Below are 19,188 nucleotides of genomic sequence, written 5' to 3'. Positions count from 1 at the left end.
CACGTATCCGTCCCGGGTCCGGCACGGCCGTGCCGGACCCGGGACGGTGTCGTTCAGGACTCCGACACGGTCGGCTCCTGACGGTCCCGCCCCTCCTCGACAGGGCCGGGAACGGCGTCCGCGACGGCGTCATCCGCCCCTGCCTTCGCCGGAGGCACGTGGCGGAGCGCGAAGACGATGACGACGGCGAGCAGCACCAGGAGCGCCGCACTGCCGACCGAGACCGCGTTCAGCCCGTCGACGAACGCCGCCCGCGCCGGTTCCAGCATCCGCGCCGCCTCGGCCGCGGGCATCCCCTCGGCCGAGGCCACGTCCGCGGCGAGCGAGGCGTGCTCCCCTCCGCCCATACTGTTCTGGTAGACGGCCGTGCCGACGCTGCCGAGCACGGCCACCCCCAGCGCGATACCGAACTCACCGCTGCTCTCGGACATACCCGCCGCCGCGCCGGCCTTCTCCTCCGGAGCGGAGCCGACCACCAGGTCCGTGCCGAGCGCGCCCATGGGGCCGGTACCGAAGTAGACGAGGGCGTAGCCGCCCGCCACGACCGCGAGTCCGGCGCCCGGGCCGACGAAGACCAGGATCGTGCAGCCCGCGGCGGCCGCGACCAGCCCCGCGGAGATGACGTAGGCGGGGCGGACCCAGTCGATGAGGACGGGCGCCGCCATCGAACCGATGATCATGCCGACCGCCGCCGGCAGCAGCCACAGCCCCGCGGTCAGGGGGGACAGCCCTCCGACCAACTGGAGGAACTGTGTCACGTAGAGGGAGACCCCTCCCACCGCCGCGGTCGCCAGCAGCAGGCCGACCAGGGCGGCGCTGAAGGAACGGTTCCGGAACAGCCCCAGGTCCAGCAGCGGGCTGGCCAGCGTGCGCTGGCGCACCACGAAGGCCGCTCCCATGGCCGCGCCGACGGCGATGGCGAGCAGGGGAAGCCCGGCGACTCCCTCGGCGGCGATCTCCTTCATCCCGTAGATCACCGGCAGTACCGTGGCCAGGACCAGCAGGGTACTGGCCACGTCCAGTCGAGCCGAACCGCTCGCGGGCGTCTCCGGCAGCAGGAAGGGGCCCACCGCCAGCAACAGGAGCATGACGGGCACCGCGAGAAGGAAGACCGATCCCCACCAGAAGTACTGGAGGAGAAGGCCCCCCACGATCGGCCCGACCGCGATGCCGAGCATGAAACAGCTCATCCAGACCGCCACCGCGATGCCCCGCTGGCGCGGATCGCGGAACGCTGTGCGGACCAGCGCCAGCGTGCACGGCATCAGACTGGCACCGGCCACCCCGAGTACGGCACGCGTCGCGATGAGCATGGCCGCGTTGGTGGACATCGCCGCCGCGACCGAGGCCAGCGCGAAGAGGACGGCTCCGATGAGCAGGAGTCTGCGGCACCCGATCCTGTCGCCGAGCGCCCCCATGACGAGGAGGAAGCCCGCGACCATGAATCCGTAGATGTCGGTGATCCACAGCAGTTGGGTCCCGCTGGCACCGAGATCGGCCGTCAGGTGCGGGAGTGCCAGGAGCAGGACGCTCAGGTCGATCGAGAGCAGCAGTGTCGGGAGCGCCAGGACGGCCAGCACCGTCCACTCGCGTGCGCCCGCTCTGGGCTCGTTACCCGTGGTCGTGTCCATACCGGATCAACTCCCGTACTCGTCGCGCAGCCGCCACCAGGCGTACGGAGATTCCTGGGGGACGCCTTCCGGGCTGTCCTCCCAGCTCTCCTGACGGCCGAGCGGGGTCAGGTCGAGCAGGCTCCAGTTCGTGCCGAGCTTCTCCACGCCCCGCCCCGCGGTGAAGTACGTCCGGTAGGCCGCCTCACCGTCCCAGAAGAGGACACTCAGCCCGAAACCATCGGCACCGTCCACCGTGACGCCCATGTCCTCGTTGAAGGAACCACGGAACGACGAGTACCAGGGCACCTCCCACCCCATCCGGTCGCGGACCCGGGCGATCTCCTCATAGGGCGCTCGGGACACCAGGACGAGAGTGGTGTCCCGAGCGTTGAGGTGTGCGGGATGTCCGAGGTTGTCCACGAACATGGAGCAGCCTTCGCACTGGTGGGTGGATCCAGGCGGCAGCATGAAGTGGTACACGATCAGCTGGCGGCGCCCCTCGAACAGGTCCTCCAGGGAGCTCTCGCCGTCCGGACCGTCGAACACGTAATCCTTGTCGATGCGGACCGCGGGCTGTCGGCGGCGCTCCTCCGCTAGCCGGTCCTGGAGCCGTGTGAGCTCCTTCTCCTGTGCGAGCAGGCGCTCGTGGCCGACCCGCCACTCCTGCTCGGACACCGCCTCTGGCGGATACATGGCTCTCCTCCTCATCCCATGAACGAACGCGGGCGGTGGGTCCGCCCCCACACGAGGCCACACTCGCACCGCCCGCTTACGGTTTCCTGCACGCCGGACTTACCGTCCGCGCGTGCCCGCCGTCAGGAGTCCTCAGCCGTGGCCTTGGAATTCTGGTAGGCAGCGATGAGCCACCCACCGCTCCCGTGGACCAGAGTGCACGTGGCGAAGAACGCCAGGCCGGGTGTCTCCGCGGGGACCCCGGGGATCTCGACCCGCCCCTTGGTGACGAGCAGTGCGACGTCGTCGCGGACGAAACGTACGTCCAACGGCTCGACGACGACGCTGGAGCCCTTGTAAGGGCCCTCGAAACCCTGGGCCATGAAGGCGCGGATGCCCTCACGCCCCCGCATGTACGTGTCGCCGATCAGGCTCGCGTCCGCCTCGAAGAGCGCCGCGAACGCATCCGCGTCGTTGGCCGCCCATGTCCGCATCACACTGTCCGCGACCTCCCGGACCGCCTTGTCGTCCGCACTCGTCCGCGTGTCTCGCGCCATGCCCGGTACTCCTCTCCTACGCCACCGACGACGAACACCCGTCCGCCGAACGCCTCCCATGCTCGCCAGCACGCCTGGAACGAACGTCTCCTTCCTTGCTGGAACGACCATGCGCGGCCACCGCACAAGCATGAGGAAGCCAGGAGAGCGGATCACACCGCAGGATTTCCTGGAAGCAGACCACAGCAACGGAACAAGAGAGGCACAAGCAGTTGACTCGCTCTTCCCCCATGCCCCACCCACGAAGCCAGCCGATCATCAGAGCCACGGCGGGGCTGGCAGTCATCGCCCTGACGGTCTCCCACGCCCCACACGCGTCCGCGCAGACCGAATCCGCCCCCCACGCCGACACCTTCCAGACGACCGTCCTCGACACCGGTGACACCGTGTCGGTGTCACCCGACGGCGCACACGTGGCCATCACCCCCGCAGAGGGACGTGAGGGCACCCGCTTCACGTCCGTGCACTCAGCCGACCGCCATCTCGTCCTGCCCGGCGACCTGCCCCGGACACCGACGGCCCGCCTCCCGACCGCGGCGGCCGCACGCACCCCGGCGTCCTCGGGCACGGGTTGCGGTTCGACCGAGTGCCACGAACTCAGCGTTCGCCACCTGGGACCGGACGGAGCCCCCACCGATGACGCGGAGTCGATGGTGCTGGGGCTGGACAGCGACGTGATGGAGTTCGCGGGCGGTTCGGAGAGTGCCGTCTTCTCACTGCCCGAGGGCCGCTACATGCTGGTCACCGACGTCTCGGACTTCACCGACCCGGACGCCGACTGGCACCGTATGGTCCATCCGCTGGTCACGCTCGACAGCGACGACGAGGTCGTGATGGACGCGACCACGACCCGGCCCGTCAGCACGGACCCCGGTGCGGACGGCACCGAGTCGGCTCTGGTGGAGATCGGTGTCGAGAACCAGGCCGGGAGCGAGGCCGTACGCGTCTCCCTCCAGGCCGACGACTTCTCCGGGCTGCACACCGCCCTGGTCGGCCCGTCGGCCCCGGTGGAAGGCCTGACCTCGTTCGTCGCCTCCACGTGGGCGCACCGCGACAGAGCGGGGGAACTGCGAGGCTCCCCGGAGACCGTCCACCTGCTCGACACGGTGGAGGGGTCGTTCCCCACCGGCTACGACCGGACCGTGGAGCCGGACGACCTCGCCACCGTCGCGGTCGACCACTTCGCTCAGACCCCCGGGAACGCGGCGACGAAGGCCCTGTTCGCCAGCGCACCGGGCGTGAGCGGCATCGCGACGGTCTTCCTCCCCTACGACCTCCCCTCCTCGACCGTCCATCGCGTCGAGGCGGGGGAGACCATGTGGAGCAGCGCGTTCGGAGAGAACCGTGCCATGGACGACGGAACCGTCAGCGACGTCACCGCACTCGGTTCGGTCCCCCGTTCCTACGAGGCGGGCGACTCCTACACGGAACGGTGGAACGCCGCCGTGGTCGGTCCGATGTTCCTGTGGGGCGAGCACGCCGTACGCAGCGGCGACGATCTGTGGTTCGGCATGCCGATGTACTCCGACCAGGACCGCCACCAGGGCGGTTCGGTGACGGACGAAGCCGAGGTCCTGCTGTTCCAGGACGGCGGCCTCGTCGCTTCCTCAGACACGGGGCACCTCCAGGCGTCCCTGGCCCCCGGGGAGAGCGAACTGCGCCTGGAGAGCCGGACCTCGCGGGCGTCGGTAGCGGACCTGTCCACGCGTATCGAGGCGGAGTGGACGGTCTCCTCCGACACGGCCGCGCCCGAAGGCGAACGGCTGCCCCTCTGGGTGGTGCGCTACCAGCCGAGGGTGGACATGTGGAACAGCGTGCGCGCACGGGGCCTGATCCGGATCCCGCTGACCGTCGAGGCCCACCCCGACTCGGTCCACGGAGACGTCGAGGAACTCACGGTGCAGGCGTCCTTCGACGACGGGGACAGCTGGAAGAGGGCCTGGGTGATCCGGCACGGCGCCGACCGCCGCACAGCCCTGATCTGGGTGCCCCGCCGGTCGGACGCCGAATACCTCTCCCTCCGAGCCCACCTGACGGATTCCGACGACAACTCCGTCGAGCAGACGATCATCCGCGCCCTGCGCCTGTCCGACTGACCAGGCCGCACCGAGTCCAAGAAAGGTCCCCATGTCATCCAAGCTCCGCTTGACCCTGGCCTGCCTCGCGGCCTCCACCCTGGCAGCGACCCTCCTGAGCGCTCCGCCCGCACTGGCGGACGCCTCCTCGTCCTCGTCCTCGTGCCTGTCCGTTCCCTCCGAGCCGGCTCTCAACTCCTCCGCGTCCCACATCCAAACCGAGGTCCGCAGCGACTGCGGCGCACCGACCGTGCTGTGGCTCGTGCGGGAGGCGACACCCACCCAACCGCGTACCATTCAGGAGCGCTACGTCCTGCCCGGCACCGAGGCGGCCGTGAGCATGTACTGTCGCCGGAGCGGGACGCACACCTACCAGGCGATCGTGTGGGACCCGAACATGATGTTCCGCCGCACGTCGGACACCGTCACTCTCACGTGCTGAGCGGGACGGCCCTCACCGGGGGTCCGGGACGGCGAGCGCGAACGCCTCCACCGCGCTGATCCTCCGGCCCAGCGCGAACCCGGCCTCGAAGCCCTCGGTGCCGAGCGCCTCCCTCAACAGGCGCTCCACCCGTCGCACGTCCCCCCTCTCCGCTTCGGGGAGGGGGGCTCCGACGGACTCCCTCGTCGCGTACGCGGTACCGAGCAGCCGAGCGGAGACGGCGTGGCGCCCCACCGCCGCGGTGGCCGACGCCAACCCCTCCAGGGAGAGGGCGAGTGCCCTCGGGTCACCGAGTCTGCGGGCGACCGCGTACCCCTCGGCCTGGAGCCGGAGGGCGTCATCGTGTCTGCCCCGCAGTTCGGCGACCAAGCCCAACTCCGTGAGGAGCAGGCCGTCCACCACGTCGGTGTCGACCTCGGAACGACGATTGGTCTCCAGGACACCGGTCAGATGTTCCTGGGCCTCCTCGAGCCTGCCCTCTCGGCGTGCGCCGAGGCCGAGCCCGATCCGGGCGAACAACTCCCCCACCTTGTACCCGCTGTCGACCGCGAGGCGTACAGCCCGTTCGTGGTGCGACCGGGCCTCCGCGAAGTCGCCGACGAGCACACCGATCCTGGCCAGGCCGGTGACCGCGTCCGCCTCCTCTGGCCACATCCGCAGTTCACGGGCCCGGCGGACGCTCTCCCGGTGCAGGTCCCGGGCCTGGTCGTAGTCACCGACCACCTCAGCCCACGAGGCGAGGGCGAACGATGCCTGGATCATGCCCCAGCCGTCTCCGATCCCGGTGAACAGGGTCCGCGCCCGCGTCGCGTCTCGGTGGAGGGCCTCAAGGTCGCCACGCGCCTGGGCCTGGCCCGCCAACACGCACAGGGCCGCTGCCTCGGTCCAGCGATCCCCAGCACACCGCGCGTCCTCAAGCGCACGCTCTGCCACGGGCCTGCCCGCCCCCGCGTCCCCGGTGTTCAACAGGGCATGCGCGAGGAACCAGCGTGTCGACGCCGAGCACTCGGCCGCTCCATCGCGGAACCGCTCCACGACACGTCCCACACGCCCGTCGGTATCGAGCCCCGCCCCGTCCAGGAGGGCGAGGCCGGCCCACCATCCCTCGGCGTCGTTCCTCGTCCGCTGGGTGAGGGAGCCCCCTTGGGCCACCAGTTCGTCGAGCAGGGCACGGCCCTCCGAGAGTCTGCCTCGAAAGAGCCAGTACCAGGTCAGGGAGGCGGCCAGGGACCATGCCCCCTCCGTCTCCTTAGCACGCAGCGCCCGTTCCAGTGCCACCCGTGTGTTGGCTGACTCCGTGTCCAGGCGCATGAGCGCCGAACCCTGCTCCCGCCCTCGCAGGAGCTTCGCGCAACGACTCGCCAGCTCGGTGTAGCGGTCCAGGTGGCGTTGGCCGACCCCGTCCCGCTCCCCCGCGTCGTACAGCCGTTCACCGGCGTAGGCGGCAATGGTCTCCAGCAGCCGGAACCGCCGCGCACGGGGTTCGGATCGCCCGTGGGCCGCAGAAGCCACCAGCGACCGGTCCACCAGGCGAGCCAGGATCCCGGCGACCTCGTCCGGCGCGACCCCGCCGCCCGAGCACACCGACTCCGCGGAGGACAGATCGCACCCGTCGGCGAAGACGGCGAGCCTTCGCAGCACCGCGCGTTCTCCTTCCGCGAGCAGGTGCCAGCTCCAGTCGGTGACCGCGCGCAGGGTCCGCTGCCGTGGAGACGCCGCTCTCCGGCCGCCGTCCAGAAGCCGAAAGCTGTCGTCCAGACGTTCGAGAACCTCGCCCACCCCCAGGGAGCACACGCGTGGTGCCGCCAGCTCCAAGGCGAGGGGGAGGCCGTCCAGCCGACGGCACAGTGTCACGACGTCCGCGGCGTTGGAATCGTCGAGGGTGAAGCCGTGGCAAGCCGCCGAGGCCCGTTCCACGAACAGCATGACCGCCGTGCTCCGCCTCGCCCCTTCCGCACCAATAGCGCCCTGCCGCGGGGGAAGCTCCAGCGGACGGACCTCGTAGCGCCGCTCCCCCGCCACCGCCAGGGGCTCACGGCCGGTGGTGAGGACCCGCAGCCCTTCGGAGCGGGCCAGGAGGGACTCCACCAGCGGCGCGAGGGCCTCGACGACGTGCTCACAGTTGTCGATGACCAGGAGGACTTCCCTGCCCCCGAGAGCGACGGACACCGCTTCCTCGGCCGTGGTCGGCCCGGGGCCCACACGCAGGTCCAGGGCACGGGCCATTTCGGCGGCCAGGCGGGGAACCTCGTCCGGGCCCGGTGCCGGGGCGAGGGATGCCAGCTCCACGAGCACCACCTCCAGCCCCGAGTCCTGTTCCCCTGCCCCGACCTCCAGTGCCACACGAGTCTTGCCGACACCGCCCGGACCGGTGAGTGTGACCAGTCGGTGCCTGTCCAACAGGCAGCGAACGTCCGCGACCGCTTCCTCACGGCCGACGATCCGTGTGAGACCGCGCGGGATCGAACGCCGGGCCGAGGGGACGGAGAGCGCGGTGTGGGACGAGGGGGTCTGGGGGAGCTCACCACGCAGGATCTGCGCCTGGAGCCGACGTACCCCCTCTCCCGGCTCCAGCCCGAGCTCTTCGGTGAGGAGGGTGCGCAGCCGGGAGTAGCTGTCCAGAGCCTCACTCCGACGGCCGGCGTGGTGGAGCGCCCGCATCTGAGCGGCGCGCAGGCGCTCACGCAGAGGGTGCTGGCGGACCAACTCCTCGAGTTCGCCGATGATACGCGTGCACTCTCCCGCGTCCACCGATGCCTCGGCGCGGGCCTCCAAAGCCTCCACCCGTTCCTCGTCCAGCCTCGCGGCCACCGCCCTGAGCGCTGGCTCGTGCGCGAAGTCGGCGTAGGCCGGCCCGCGCCACAGCGACAGCGCCTCGGTGAGGGCGGCGACCCGGGAAACCGCGTCGGCACGTTCACGGGCGGTCCCCACGAGGTCACGGAAGCGCCGGGCGTCCACAGCACCGCGCTCGGCCTCCAGAAGGTATCCGGCCCCCCTGAGCGCGACAAGCTCCCGGCCTCCGGTTTCGGCTTCCCCCAGGACTCGCCTGAGCTGTGAGACCTTGGCGTGCAGGGCGGCCCCGGCGCGCTGCGGGGGACGCTCCTCCCAGATCTCCTCGACGAGACGCTCCGGAGGAACGGGCCGCCCCTCGGCGGCCAGAAGGCAGGCCAGAAGCGCCCGAACCTTGCGTCCCGGCACAGTGACCTGGTCACCCGCGTCCGTCCAGACGGCCACAGGGCCGAGAACTCCGAACCTCATAGCACCGGGGGGGTCAGCGGGCCGTGCGTGTCCGCCACCCCCGCTCCCCTTTTCCGTGCGTTCCGCGCCACCGTGTACGGCGCTCCAGTGATCACGCGGACACGTTACGCCTCAGGGGGCTTCGTTCACCAGCGGGTGGGACACGCGACCCTGCGCGCGGACACGGCCCGACCCGCGCAACGGGTCGGGCCGGGAACACCCTCGGGTCGGACCAGGGGTCAGGACCGGGCGAACTGTCCGGGACGGCGTCCCTCACCGGCCGGCCCGCGGTAGGCCTGGGCGATGTCGAGCCAGTGCTCGGCGTCGGACCCCTCGGCGGTCAGATCGAGGTCGTCGCGGTGGCGGCGGCGGGTGACGAGCAGGCAGAAGTCCGCGGCGTCCCCGGTGATCCGCTGCTCGGCCCCGTCGGGACCGAACTCCCACTTCTGACCGGAGGGCGAGGTGAGTTCGAAGCGGAACTCGGTGTCGGGCGGGGTGAGCCCCCGGGACTGGTAGCCGAACTCCCACACCAGGACGGCGAAACCCACGACGCTGCCGATCCGGTCGGTGCGCTCGACTCCCGTGCCGAGGGCGTCGGCGATGTCCTGGCCGTGGGCCAGGGCCTCCATCATGCCCGCGCAGGCCAGGACCCCCGGGGGGATCGGGCGCACGAGCCAGGGCAGGGGCTGGTCGGCGGGGGCGGCCGCGAGCGACTCCACGGCGAAGTCCCGGTCGGCGCGCCAGCGGGCCAGCAGCGCCTCGGGGTCGTCCAGGGGGTAGGTGTTCAGCACCGCGTTGACGGCACCGTCGAAGTCGTCGGCGGCCTGGGCCGTCATCCGCTCGAACGCCGCCGCGTCGGAGGCGGCGGTTCCGGCGAGCCGGTACACGAAGCACAGGTGGGCGACCTGGTGGGCGACGGTCCACCCCTCGGCCGGGGTCTCGCGTGCCCAGTCGGCGGGGGCGAGTCCCTCCACGAGGGAGTCGATGACCTCGGACTCGGCCCGCAGGTCGGCGATGACCGCGGGCAGCTCGGTGATCACGTTGGGAAGGTTGTTCACGTCTGGTTCCCTCTGTTCGGTTCGATGCGGCGGACGGATGCGGCATTGCGGGCGGTGGTGTGGCGGGCCGCGGCCATCGCGGCCCACGCCGCTGCCCTGACCAGGTCGGCGTCCCCGGCCCCGGCGCTCCTGCACGCGGCGACGGTGTCGTCACCGACCTGGAAGGAGGCGCGCGCGGTGAGCAGGGCCAGCCGCCCCAGGGGACGGTCGGAGGGGGGCAGCGCGGCGACGTGCTCCTCCACCCAGGCGCGGCCGACCCCTGCGGGGCCGGTGCCGTGCGCGGCGAGGTGGTCGCGGACCAGCGCGCGCACGCCCTCCGGGAGCGCACGCGCACCGGCCGCGTCGACGGCGGCGGCCACCCCGGCCAGGACCCCCGCGATCCGCGGCTCCCCGAGCGCCCAGAGCAGATCGTCGGGGACGGGCGCGTTCCGGGCCTCCTCCGGCAGCAGTTCCAGCGACGTGTCCGGCGGCAGCGGCCGCCTGGCACGGGCGGCGATCACCGCCCCCGTGGCGCGCCGCAGCGGTCCGCGCACCGGCCCGGGGGCGAACCCGGGCAGCGGCGAGTCGGGCAGGAACACGTTGACCAGGCGGTTGATGTGCTGGAAGGTCAGTTCGACCGCGCCGAGTTCGGCGCGCTCGGCGGGGGTGAGCGACCCCAGCGGCCTCGGTGCGGGGGTCCCGGCACCGCCCCCGGCCCCGTCGAGGGAGCCGAGGGTGGCACCGTGCACCTCCACGCAGTAGGGGCAGTCGTTGGACCGGGACACGGCCGTGGCCACGGCCTCCCGCTCCTCGCGCCGTGTGCGCCCCGGCACGAGCAGCGACTCGCGCAGCACCGTCCAGGTCGCCGCCGCGCACTCGGGCGCGGGCGAGAGCACGGCCACGGGCGGGGCGAGGACGCCGAAGTCGCGTTCGATCCGCCTGTAGAGGTCGGCGGCGTCCCCGCGGGCCCGCCCCGGAGGGGCAGGCCGGACGTAGCGCGCGTCGCCGAGCGAACGGCGCACGGCCGCCCGCAGGAGGATGGGGAGCACGGAAAGCCTCCTACCGTCTCGAGGACCCGGCGCTCAGGAGGAGCGCCGTCCGGCGAGGTCGAGGACGCCCCCGCGCCCCGACGTGGCGCCGTCGGGAGCGGGGGCGCCGTAGGTGACGTCGACGCCGCGCGCCCGGGCGGCCTCGACGATGCCGGGCACGGAGCGCTCGGCCAGGGCGGCGATGGTCATCGCCGGGTTGACGGTGAGGGCGCCGGGCACGGAGGAGCCGTCGGTGACGAAGATCCCGGGGTGACCCCGCAGTTCGTGGCGGTCGTCCAGGGCCGAGGTGTGCGGGTCGTCGCCGATGCGGCACGAGGCCAGCGGGTGCACGGTGTAGGCCCCGACCAGGTCGTTGGTCCAGGGGGCGACCTCGGCGATCCCGTCCTTCTCCAGGATCTCCTTGATCTCTGCGTCGGCGCTCTTCCAGCCGTGCCAGGTGTTGGCGGTAGGGCGGTAGCTGAGCGGGCCGCGGCCCAGCATCTGCTGGGACAGGCGCACGGCGTTGCCCGTGGGAGGGGGCGGGCCGAAGACGCCCTCGTTGTCGTCCTCGCTCATGATGAAGATGATCAGCCACGACTTCCAGCGGCGCAGCATCTCCTTCTTGTCCGCGCCGAACCACGACGGTCCGGGCACGCCCGGGGTCTGGGCGAGGATGGTGCCCAGGGCCGGGGGGAAGTAGAGCTGTTCGAGCGAGTAGCGCGAGTACTCCGGGAGGGAGGCGTCCAACCGGTCCCAGTTGGCCACGCACGGGCCCTTGCCCACTTGGAACGCCTCGTAGGCGCGCTCGGCGTCGCGGGACAGGCCCAGGACGTCGCGGACCCGGTCCTCGTTGATCACGGCGGTGTTGAGCCGCTCCCCGTTGCCTGAGAAGTAGCGGCCCACCGCGTGCGGCATGGCGCCCAGCCGCTCCTCGGAGCGCTTGAGGATGACGGGTGTGGCGCCGGCACCGGCGCCGAGTACCACGATCTTGGCGTCGATGGCGCCCGAACCGGTGGTGACCCGGTAGTCGCTGTCGTCGATGGTGTTGTAGTGGACCCGGTACCCGCCGTCGTCGAGCCGCTCCAGCCGCTGGACCTCGTGCAGCGGCCGGATCCGCGCCCCGTGGGCGACGGCGGCGGGCAGGTAGTTGAACACCAGCGACTTCTTGGCCTCGAACCGGCAGCCCGCCATCATCCAGTTGCAGTTGACGCAGGCGTCTTTGTCGATGGCGACCGGGACCGGGTTGGCCGTGCGTCCGGAGTGGTTGCACGCCGCGCCCCACAGGCCGCCCGCGTAGCTGACGTCGGACCAGTCCTGGGTGCGCACCCCCAGCGCCTCGGCGGCCCGGTCGTACCAGGGGTCGAGTGTGTCGCGGTCGATGGCCGAGGGCCACATGCGGCGGCCGACGGAGCCGCGCCGCTCGAAGACGAACCGGGGCGCCCGGGGCAGTGCGGCGAAGTACACCATGCTCCCGCCGCCGACGCAGTTGCCACCCAGCACGCTCATCCCGTCGCCCACGGTGAAGTCGAAGGCGCGCGTGTAGGAGGACCCGAGGAGGAAGTCGTGTTCGAGCTCCTCGGTCTCCAGCCAGGGGCCGCGTTCGAGGACGGTGACGTCGGCTCCGCCCGCGGCCAGGTGGTAAGCGGTGATGGCGCCGCCGAAACCGCTGCCGACGACGAGGATGTCGGTCTTCTCCGTGGTGGTCATGCGAGGCTCCCCGAGTCCGTGGTGTCCGGGTGGAGGCGGGCCGTGGCCCTGCCGTAGGAGTACTCCTTGAAGCGCAGCAGCCCGTCGGTGTCGGGGGCGGCGAAGCCCATCGCCGTCAGTCCGGGGTGGCCCTCGGCGAGGGCGGTCGGGGTGCTCATGTGGGCGGCGCTGTCGAAGGCCATGTTGCAGAAGAGCGCGAGCATCACCCAGAACTCCTTCTCCGGGTGGCCGGGCGAGGTCAGCGCGCGGACGAGGGCGGTGCGGTCCTCGAAGGACAGCCGGACGAACGGCGGAAGGTCCCGCCCGTCCTCCAGGCCGTGCTCACCGGCGTAGCGCTCGGCGTGCCCGTTGAGCATGTCGACGAACTCGGGCAGTCCGGAGGCCAGCCCCGTGGCCGGGGTCCGCAGCAGCTCCAGCGCCCCCGCCTCGACCGATCCGGCGTCGTGGGAACGGCCCGCGATACTCGGGTCGTCGGGTGTGCGTTTGGCTCCCGGAAGGATCGTGTCGGCGAACGCCTCCAGGGTCAGGGTCTCGACACGTTCCGTGTCGGGTGTGCCCGTGGGCATGGTCTCTCCTGTCATGGTGGGGTGGGGGCGCGGTGCTTGTCCGCGTCCTCAGAGGGCTTGGACGTTCATGGGCAGGCCACCGCGCACGCGCAGCGAGAGCATGGCCTCGGGGACGACCCGATGGCCGGGGGGAAGGGTGAGCCGCAGGTCGCGGGCAATGAGCGCCAGCACGAAGACGGCCTCCAACATCCCCAGGTTGCTGCCCACGCAGACGCGCGGTCCGGCTCCGAAAGGGATGTAGGCGTAGCGGTGGCGGTCCTCGCGGCGCTCCGGGGCGAACCGCTCGGGGTCGAACCGCTCGGGGTCCGTCCAGGAGTCGGCGCGCCGGTGCAGAGTGTACGGGCAGATGAGGACGTCCGATCCGGCGGGCACGTGGTAGCCGCCGATCTCGTCGTCCTCTAGTGCCACCCGCGGCAGGATCCACACGGCCGGGTACAGCCGCATGGTCTCCTGGACGACCATCGTGGTGAAGGTCAGTCCGTGCAGGTCCTCGTGGGTCGGTTCCCGGTCCCCGAGGACGCGCAGCGCCTCCTCCCTGAGGCGCTCGGCGGTGCCGGGGTTGCGGTCCACGAGGTAGAGCGCCCAGCTCAGGGTGCTGGCCGTGGTCTCGTGGCCGGCCAGCAGGAGGGTGACCAGCTCGTCGCGCACCCGGCGGGCACGGACCTGCGGGTCGGGTTCGGCCGCGGCGTCGGCGAGCACCCGCGAGAGCGCGTCGTCGGCGCCGTCCCCGCCCGTGTGGCGGTCGACCAGCCGCTCCACGATCTCTCCGAGTTCGGCCCGGGCGCGCCGGAACCTCCTCTGTGTGCGCGTCGGCAACCACGTCGGCAGGGCGTTCATCGTGACCATGTCGAGCATGGCCTGGTCCTGGACCGCTTCAAAGGCGCCGCCGATGGTGTCGAAGGCGTGCAGGTCGGTGTCGAGGAGGGTCCGGCCGAGCACGCCCAGGGTCAGGGAGGTGGCCTCCTCCACCACGTCCACGGGACCGGCCCCGGCACGCGAGCGCAGCCGGTCCACGAGGGCGACGGCCTCCTTGGCCACCGCGTCGGCCTGCCCTGCGATCCGCTTCTGCTGGAACACCGGGCGGATCGTCTTGCGCTGCGCCCGCCAGAGCTCGCCCTCGCTGGTCAGGAGACCGTCTCCCAGGGCCCGCTTGGCGTGGGCCTGGCCGATGCCCTTGCGGTAGTTTCCGTGGTTCTCGGCCAGGACGTACTTGGCGTGGTCGGGGTGGTTGAAGAGGTAGAGGGTCTTGGGTCCGGCGGCCATGCGCACGGCGTCGCCGTGGCGTTCGACCGCCGTGGACATCATGGCGAGCCGGTCCGTGAGCAGGTCGCGCAGCATGCTCGGTGCCGCGGAGGGCGGTGTGCGCGGGGGATGGCGGCGCTGGGTGGCGGTCACGGTCGGGCACCTCCCCCGTCCCTGAGGGCGAGTTCGTCGGCCACCCGGACACGCCACTCCTCGTAGCGGGGGCGGGCGGGGTCCTCGGGCCCCGCCCCCTCGGGGCGCAGGTCGCGCGAGGTTCGGGCGGCCTTCTCCGCGTCCGTGCCGCACAGGACGGCGGTGGCGGTCTCGGTGTGGGGGACGAGGAGCCCGGCACGGATCCTGGCCTCGGCCCCGAAGGAGCTGCCCTGGGCGAGGTGACGGGCGTGTGCGCCGGCGCGTTCGCGCAGTCGGCACAGTTCGGCCTCGTCGGCCCCGCCGGCGTAGGTGGCGGCCAGCCCCACCCCGGAGTAGAGGTCGGCGCGGCGCGACTCGGGGAACGCCTCGACCAGGTCGGCGGCCCGCTCAGGGTCGGTTCCGGCCACGAACCACACCGCCCGGCCGATCCCCTGGTCCGCCGCGCGGAGCGCGTAGGCGCCGTCACCGGTGCCGCGGGCCGCGCGATCGTCCACCACCTGCCGGTGCACGTGGTCACGGGTACGGAAGTAGGCCTGGTGGAAGCCGTAGCCGTCGTGGACGAGCCACCGGAGCAGGGGGTCGAGGCGTCCCGTGTCGGGCCAGAGCGGCCGGGGAAGGCGGGCCATCGCCCACCCGATGCCGACGTAGGCCATGTAGACGTGGGGTGCGCCGGCACCCGACAGGAAGCGTCCGGTCCGGTCGCCCCTCAGCGACATCGCGTCGACCAGGGCCAGGCCCATGGCGGCGCCCTCGTAGGCGAAGCCCCTGTAGCGGGTCGGCAGCGCGCGGAGCCGGTCGTCGACGTGTTCCGGGGAGCCCGTCTCCAGTGCGTCGCCCAGGCCGGTCAGGAACGACTTCCCCACCGTCTCCAGGACATCGCGGCCCGCGGGGCCCTTGTCGTGGAAACCACGGGTCTCCAACGTGGTCTCGGTCGTCTTCGGTGTGATGATCCGGCGTCTGAGCGCGCCGATCACGCTGGCCATCTCGTCCTCCCGCCGTGCGCGACGGATATGGTCGTGAGCGTTTTCCATGCTTTCGGGCCGTGGGGGCCGGGTCTACTCCGCGATTGCCGCCCGCGGATCAGTGGAGGCTTTCGCGGATCCCGTGCCGCCAGATCTCGTAGGCGGGCACCCCGCCGCGGTCGCCGGGTTCGACCGCGTGCTCGTCGGCGAGCGCGGACGCGGCGCGGGTGTCCATGCCCGCGAGTGCGCGGACCACGGTCTCGGTGTGGTCGGGAACGCAGCCGGAGTGCACCCGGGCCTTGGCCGCGAACACCGCTCCCTGCGCGAGGTGGGGCGCGGCCGCGCCGGAGTCCCGGAGCAGTCCCTTCAGATCCTCCTCGGCCGCGCCCCCGGCGAAGGCGGCGGCGAGCCCGACCCCGCTCCACAGGTCGGCACGGCGCGGCTCGGGGAAGGCCCGCACGGCGGCCGCGACCTGCGCGGGGCGAGCCCCGTGGATGAACCACAGCGCCCGGCCGACCCCCTGGTCGAAGGCGCGGGGGAAGTAGCCGGGGGCACCGAGCCAGGGGTAGGGGCGGGGCGCCTCCTGGCGTTCGACCCAGCGCCGGGTGTGGAAGTAGGCGAGGTCGAAGCCGTAGCCGTCCACGGCGAGCCAGCTCATCGTGGGGTGGTAGGGGTTGCCGGTGAGCTCGGGGAGCACCCCCTTCCACAACCGTCGGGGCAGGCGGGCCATGGCGAAGCCGATGCCGATGTAGGCGAGGAAGGTGTGCGGGCGGGCCGGGCCGTCCATGAGCTCTCGGGTACGGTCTGAGGCCCCGAAGGGCAGCGCGTCGCGCACGGTGAAGGCCATGGTCGCGCCCTCGTAGGCGAAGCCGCGCAGGGCGGCGTCGACCGTCTCCAGGCGGCGCTGGGCCTCCCGGAGCCCGGAGGCCTCCATCCCCCACTCGAACCCGCAGATCACGGATTCGGGGATGGCCTCCAGAGCGCGTGCGGCGGAGGCGTCGCGTCCCGGGAACCCTCTGCGGGTGAAGCCCACGTCCTCCAGCGGCGGGGTCAGCAAGGCGCGCGCGATCGCGTTGGGGATCCGGGCGGCCATGGTTCAGACCACCGCCGGCTGGAGGCTGCGCCCACGGGTCTGCGTGAGGTCCACCTCCGAGACCGGTGTTCCGGGTGTACCGGCCAGGGTCACGGCGATCGGTGGGGCCGTCTCCTCGGCCGGGCCCATCATCAGGGACACGTACGTGTCCAGACCTGGCTCGACCGTGACGTGGCGACGGGTGCCGGCCGTCAGAACGCGGGCCGCCTCCGTCCCGGCCCCACAGGGCATGGCCACGGCGATGACGTGGTGGGAGCCGCGGGGCACACCGGTCACCTCGAAGTCGGTCCGTCCGTGTGCGGAGAACGCCTCGAAGGCCAGGGGTGCCCCCTGGGGCGCGGCGTCGCCGAAGACCGCGACGAAGGCGTCGACCGCTCCGACCGACAGGGGGACGTTGAGCGATCCGCTCAGCGTGCCGCTGTCCCCGGGCGGAGTCCGCCGGTGCCTTCGTGCCTCGATCATCTCTCCGAGGCCCGGCAGCCGGGCGAAGTCGTCGGATGCGGCGACGACCATTCTGGCGACGTCGGGGGTCCGGTACTGGGTCGGCGACATCCCGACCGCGCGTGTGAAGCGACTGGTGAACGTGCCCACGCTGTTGTATCCAACGCTGCACACGATGTCGGAGACGGTGAGGTCCGTGGTCAGGAGCATGCGTTTGGCCGCGAACAGGCGGACGGCCGTGAGGTAGCGCCCGGGGGTCAGTCCGACGGAGCGCGAGAAGATCCTGGAGAAGTGGTAGGGGCTCACGAAGACCTCGGCGGCCACATCACTGAGCGTGATGGGGTCATGATAGCGACTACGGATGAATGTGACAGCCTCGCGGACAGCTCTTTCCACTGCTATCTCCCAACTTGAGATCAGCCGTCGAACATCGATGAAAAAGGGAAGAACACAAGACGATGGAGGTCAGGCAGGCCGGACAGCGAAGCCGACCGAAAAATCAAGGGGGGCATGGAACACCATTTCGCTTTCCAGCAACCATAAAACTCAATGGATTCTCCCGGAAAGCATTACCGAAGCAATGGAATTCTATGCAATCACACTCCGTAGTCATTCTTCGTCCGGATGAGTAGACGGGGCTCCATGCTGCCACCATCACCTCACCCTTCGACACTGACACCAGCCCATCGTCACACCAATCCCCCCACCCTTCATCTTCATAATTGCGGCACCAGGTCAGAAATCACACCAAAAATATCGAACATGATTTCAATAGGAACGGAGTCCCCGCCACCTTGACCCACACATGCCCACCCCAAAAAGAGAGCCCAGGACACCGACACGTAGCCACATGAGTCACACAAGACACTCTAGCAACATTGAACCTCTTCGAAAAAAAGGATTAAAGCCTCTGAAATCGGGGAAGTATATTCTTCTCTAGTGAAGCTGGATCCATCTCGGAAGACATAGAAAGACTTCCACCAGGGAAAATAAAATCGATGCACCATGAAAACCCGGGATCAATAAGAGACGGACGTTCCCGTGACCATGTCCAGGGCATGCTGAAAAGACCGAACACGAGTAGAGGGGACCAGCGGGGAGAACCGATAGTGGTCCCATGAGTCCCCGCAAGTCAGACCCGCGTCTGCGGGTCTCCCTGATCGACACCGCCGCCCGGCTGCTCGCCGAGGAGGGCCCCCAGTCCCTCTCCACCCGCAGGATCGCGCGGGAGTCCGGCAGCTCCACCATGGCCGTCTACACGCACTTCTCCGGCATCGGCGGGCTGATCCACGCCATGGTCCGCGAGGGCTTCGCCCGTCTGGAGGAGAGCCTGTCCCGGGTCCGCGCCACAGACGACCCCGTCTGCGACCTGGCACTCCTGGGCCGGGCCTTCCGCGCCAACGCGACACACAACGAGCACCTGTACCCGGTCATGTTCGGCGGCTGCTCGATCTCGGGCTTCAGCCTCTCCGAGGAGGACCGGCAGCACGGCCGCTACACCCTCCGCCACGTGACCGAGTGCGTGCACCGCTGCGTGGCGCTGTCCCGCTTCGGCCCGGCCGACCCGGAACTGGTCGCCCACCGGCTCTGGATCTCGGTCCACGGGCTCACCACACTGCAGCTGGGCTCCTACCTCCTCACCCCCTACGACGCCGACCGCTGCTTCGAGGACCAGCTCATCGCGCTCATGGTCGGATGCGGCGACACCCCGGAGAGGGCCGAGCGCTCCGTCACCGCCTCCGCACGGCGCCTGGGCCCGGCGAGCACCAAACCGGTGTGAGGCCGCGGGAGGCCGGTCCCGGCACGGCGAAGGGCCGGCTCTCACACACCGTGTGCGAGAGCCGGCCCCCGCCCAGGCCTCACCCGGCCACGCGCCCCGCCGCCCGCGGGGTGCCCAGTCCCTGGAAGGCGCCCCCGTGGAACAGCAGCGCCGACCGGTCCGGTCCCGTGACCGCGTGCAGGACACGGCCGACGAACACCGAGTGGTCCCCCGCCACGATTTCCTCCGTCACCTCGCACTCCAACCAGCCGAGCGCGTCGGCGACCAGCGGCGCTCCCGTCCCCGGCCCGGGGAACCACTCCACCGAGGCGAACTGCTCACGCCCCTCCGGCCGCGTGCGGTCGGCGAAGTAGCGGGCGGTCCCCTCCTGCTCGGCGCACAGCACCGACACCGCGAAGTGGCCCTCGGAGACGACCGCCTTGTGCAGCCGCGCCGTTCCGGACACACAGCACAGGACCAGCGGAGGGTCGAGCGAGACCGAGCAGAAGGCGTTCGCCGTCATCCCGTGGGGGGTGTCCCCCCCGACCGTGATCACCGTGACCCCGGTCGCGAACGTGGACATCACCCGGCGCAGATCCACCAC

General features: G+C 71.2%; 16 protein-coding genes. 3 read left to right on the top strand and 13 right to left on the bottom strand.

What is annotated here, in order from left to right; all coding sequences use genetic code 11:
• Positions 1–53: 53 nt before the first annotated feature.
• The 3 genes from B042_RS21910 to B042_RS0104115 form a co-directional block, all read right to left on the bottom strand.
• Positions 54–1,631 carry an MFS transporter gene (locus tag B042_RS21910; RefSeq protein ID WP_051415459.1) on the bottom strand — a complete coding sequence of 526 codons (1,578 nt, stop codon included), beginning with the start codon at positions 1,629–1,631 and terminating at the stop codon, positions 54–56.
• 6 nt (positions 1,632–1,637) lie between these two features.
• Positions 1,638–2,306, bottom strand: coding sequence for a DUF899 domain-containing protein (locus B042_RS0104120; RefSeq protein ID WP_028647183.1), 669 nt, complete (start codon positions 2,304–2,306; stop codon positions 1,638–1,640).
• A 122-nt stretch (positions 2,307–2,428) separates the two neighbouring features.
• Positions 2,429–2,842 carry an SgcJ/EcaC family oxidoreductase gene (locus tag B042_RS0104115; RefSeq protein WP_028647182.1) on the bottom strand — a complete coding sequence of 138 codons (414 nt, stop codon included), beginning with the start codon at positions 2,840–2,842 and terminating at the stop codon, positions 2,429–2,431.
• Positions 2,843–3,072: 230 nt separating this feature from the next.
• Here B042_RS0104115 and B042_RS21905 point away from each other — a divergent pair, with 230 nt between their 5' ends.
• The gene (locus tag B042_RS21905; protein WP_028647181.1) at positions 3,073–4,938 is read left to right on the top strand and encodes a hypothetical protein; all 1,866 of its coding nucleotides are present in this window, start codon (positions 3,073–3,075) and stop codon (positions 4,936–4,938) included.
• Between the two features lie 31 nt (positions 4,939–4,969).
• Positions 4,970–5,359: a hypothetical protein gene (locus B042_RS0104105; RefSeq protein WP_028647180.1), complete on the top strand. Its 390-nt coding sequence runs from the start codon at positions 4,970–4,972 to the stop codon at positions 5,357–5,359.
• Positions 5,360–5,371: 12 nt separating this feature from the next.
• Here the strand turns inward: B042_RS0104105 and B042_RS21900 are convergent, their stop codons facing one another.
• The 9 genes from B042_RS21900 to B042_RS21895 form a co-directional block, all read right to left on the bottom strand.
• Positions 5,372–8,593 (bottom strand): BTAD domain-containing putative transcriptional regulator, encoded by a 3,222-nt coding sequence (locus B042_RS21900; RefSeq protein ID WP_051415458.1) that lies wholly within the window; start codon positions 8,591–8,593, stop codon positions 5,372–5,374.
• Positions 8,594–8,835: 242 nt separating this feature from the next.
• Positions 8,836–9,654: a TIGR03084 family metal-binding protein gene (locus B042_RS0104095; RefSeq protein ID WP_231493790.1), complete on the bottom strand. Its 819-nt coding sequence runs from the start codon at positions 9,652–9,654 to the stop codon at positions 8,836–8,838.
• A complete protein-coding gene (locus B042_RS0104090; RefSeq protein ID WP_028647178.1) occupies positions 9,651–10,682 on the bottom strand; it encodes a carboxymuconolactone decarboxylase family protein in 1,032 nt (343 codons plus the stop codon). The genes B042_RS0104095 and B042_RS0104090 overlap by 4 nt, the downstream gene beginning before the upstream one ends.
• A 33-nt stretch (positions 10,683–10,715) precedes the next feature.
• Positions 10,716–12,368, bottom strand: a complete 1,653-nt coding sequence (locus tag B042_RS0104085) for an FAD-dependent oxidoreductase (protein ID WP_028647177.1) — start codon at positions 12,366–12,368, stop codon at positions 10,716–10,718.
• A complete protein-coding gene (locus B042_RS0104080; RefSeq protein ID WP_028647176.1) occupies positions 12,365–12,934 on the bottom strand; it encodes a DUF5987 family protein in 570 nt (189 codons plus the stop codon). The genes B042_RS0104085 and B042_RS0104080 overlap by 4 nt, the downstream gene beginning before the upstream one ends.
• Before the next feature lie 48 nt (positions 12,935–12,982).
• The gene (locus B042_RS0104075) at positions 12,983–14,329 is read right to left on the bottom strand and encodes a cytochrome P450 (protein ID WP_028647175.1); all 1,347 of its coding nucleotides are present in this window, start codon (positions 14,327–14,329) and stop codon (positions 12,983–12,985) included.
• Positions 14,326–15,312 carry a DUF1702 family protein gene (locus B042_RS0104070; RefSeq protein ID WP_036553845.1) on the bottom strand — a complete coding sequence of 329 codons (987 nt, stop codon included), beginning with the start codon at positions 15,310–15,312 and terminating at the stop codon, positions 14,326–14,328. The genes B042_RS0104075 and B042_RS0104070 overlap by 4 nt, the downstream gene beginning before the upstream one ends.
• Before the next feature lie 97 nt (positions 15,313–15,409).
• The gene (locus B042_RS0104065; RefSeq protein ID WP_051415456.1) at positions 15,410–16,384 is read right to left on the bottom strand and encodes a DUF1702 family protein; all 975 of its coding nucleotides are present in this window, start codon (positions 16,382–16,384) and stop codon (positions 15,410–15,412) included.
• A gap of 3 nt (positions 16,385–16,387) precedes the next feature.
• Entirely contained in the window at positions 16,388–17,221 is an 834-nt protein-coding gene (locus B042_RS21895) for a helix-turn-helix transcriptional regulator (protein WP_197024166.1), read from the bottom strand.
• Between the two features lie 721 nt (positions 17,222–17,942).
• On the opposite strand from B042_RS21895, the gene B042_RS21890 reads away from it, so the two are divergent.
• A complete protein-coding gene (locus tag B042_RS21890) occupies positions 17,943–18,605 on the top strand; it encodes a TetR/AcrR family transcriptional regulator (protein ID WP_036553844.1) in 663 nt (220 codons plus the stop codon).
• 79 nt (positions 18,606–18,684) lie between these two features.
• Here the strand turns inward: B042_RS21890 and B042_RS21885 are convergent, their stop codons facing one another.
• Positions 18,685–19,188 carry a flavin reductase family protein gene (locus B042_RS21885; RefSeq protein ID WP_036553843.1) on the bottom strand — a complete coding sequence of 168 codons (504 nt, stop codon included), beginning with the start codon at positions 19,186–19,188 and terminating at the stop codon, positions 18,685–18,687.

Origin of the sequence: Nocardiopsis sp. CNT312 (genome assembly GCF_000515115.1) — a bacterium.
Classification (GTDB): Bacteria; Actinomycetota; Actinomycetes; order Streptosporangiales; family Streptosporangiaceae; genus Nocardiopsis.
This window is presented reverse-complemented; position numbering and strand designations above follow the sequence as displayed.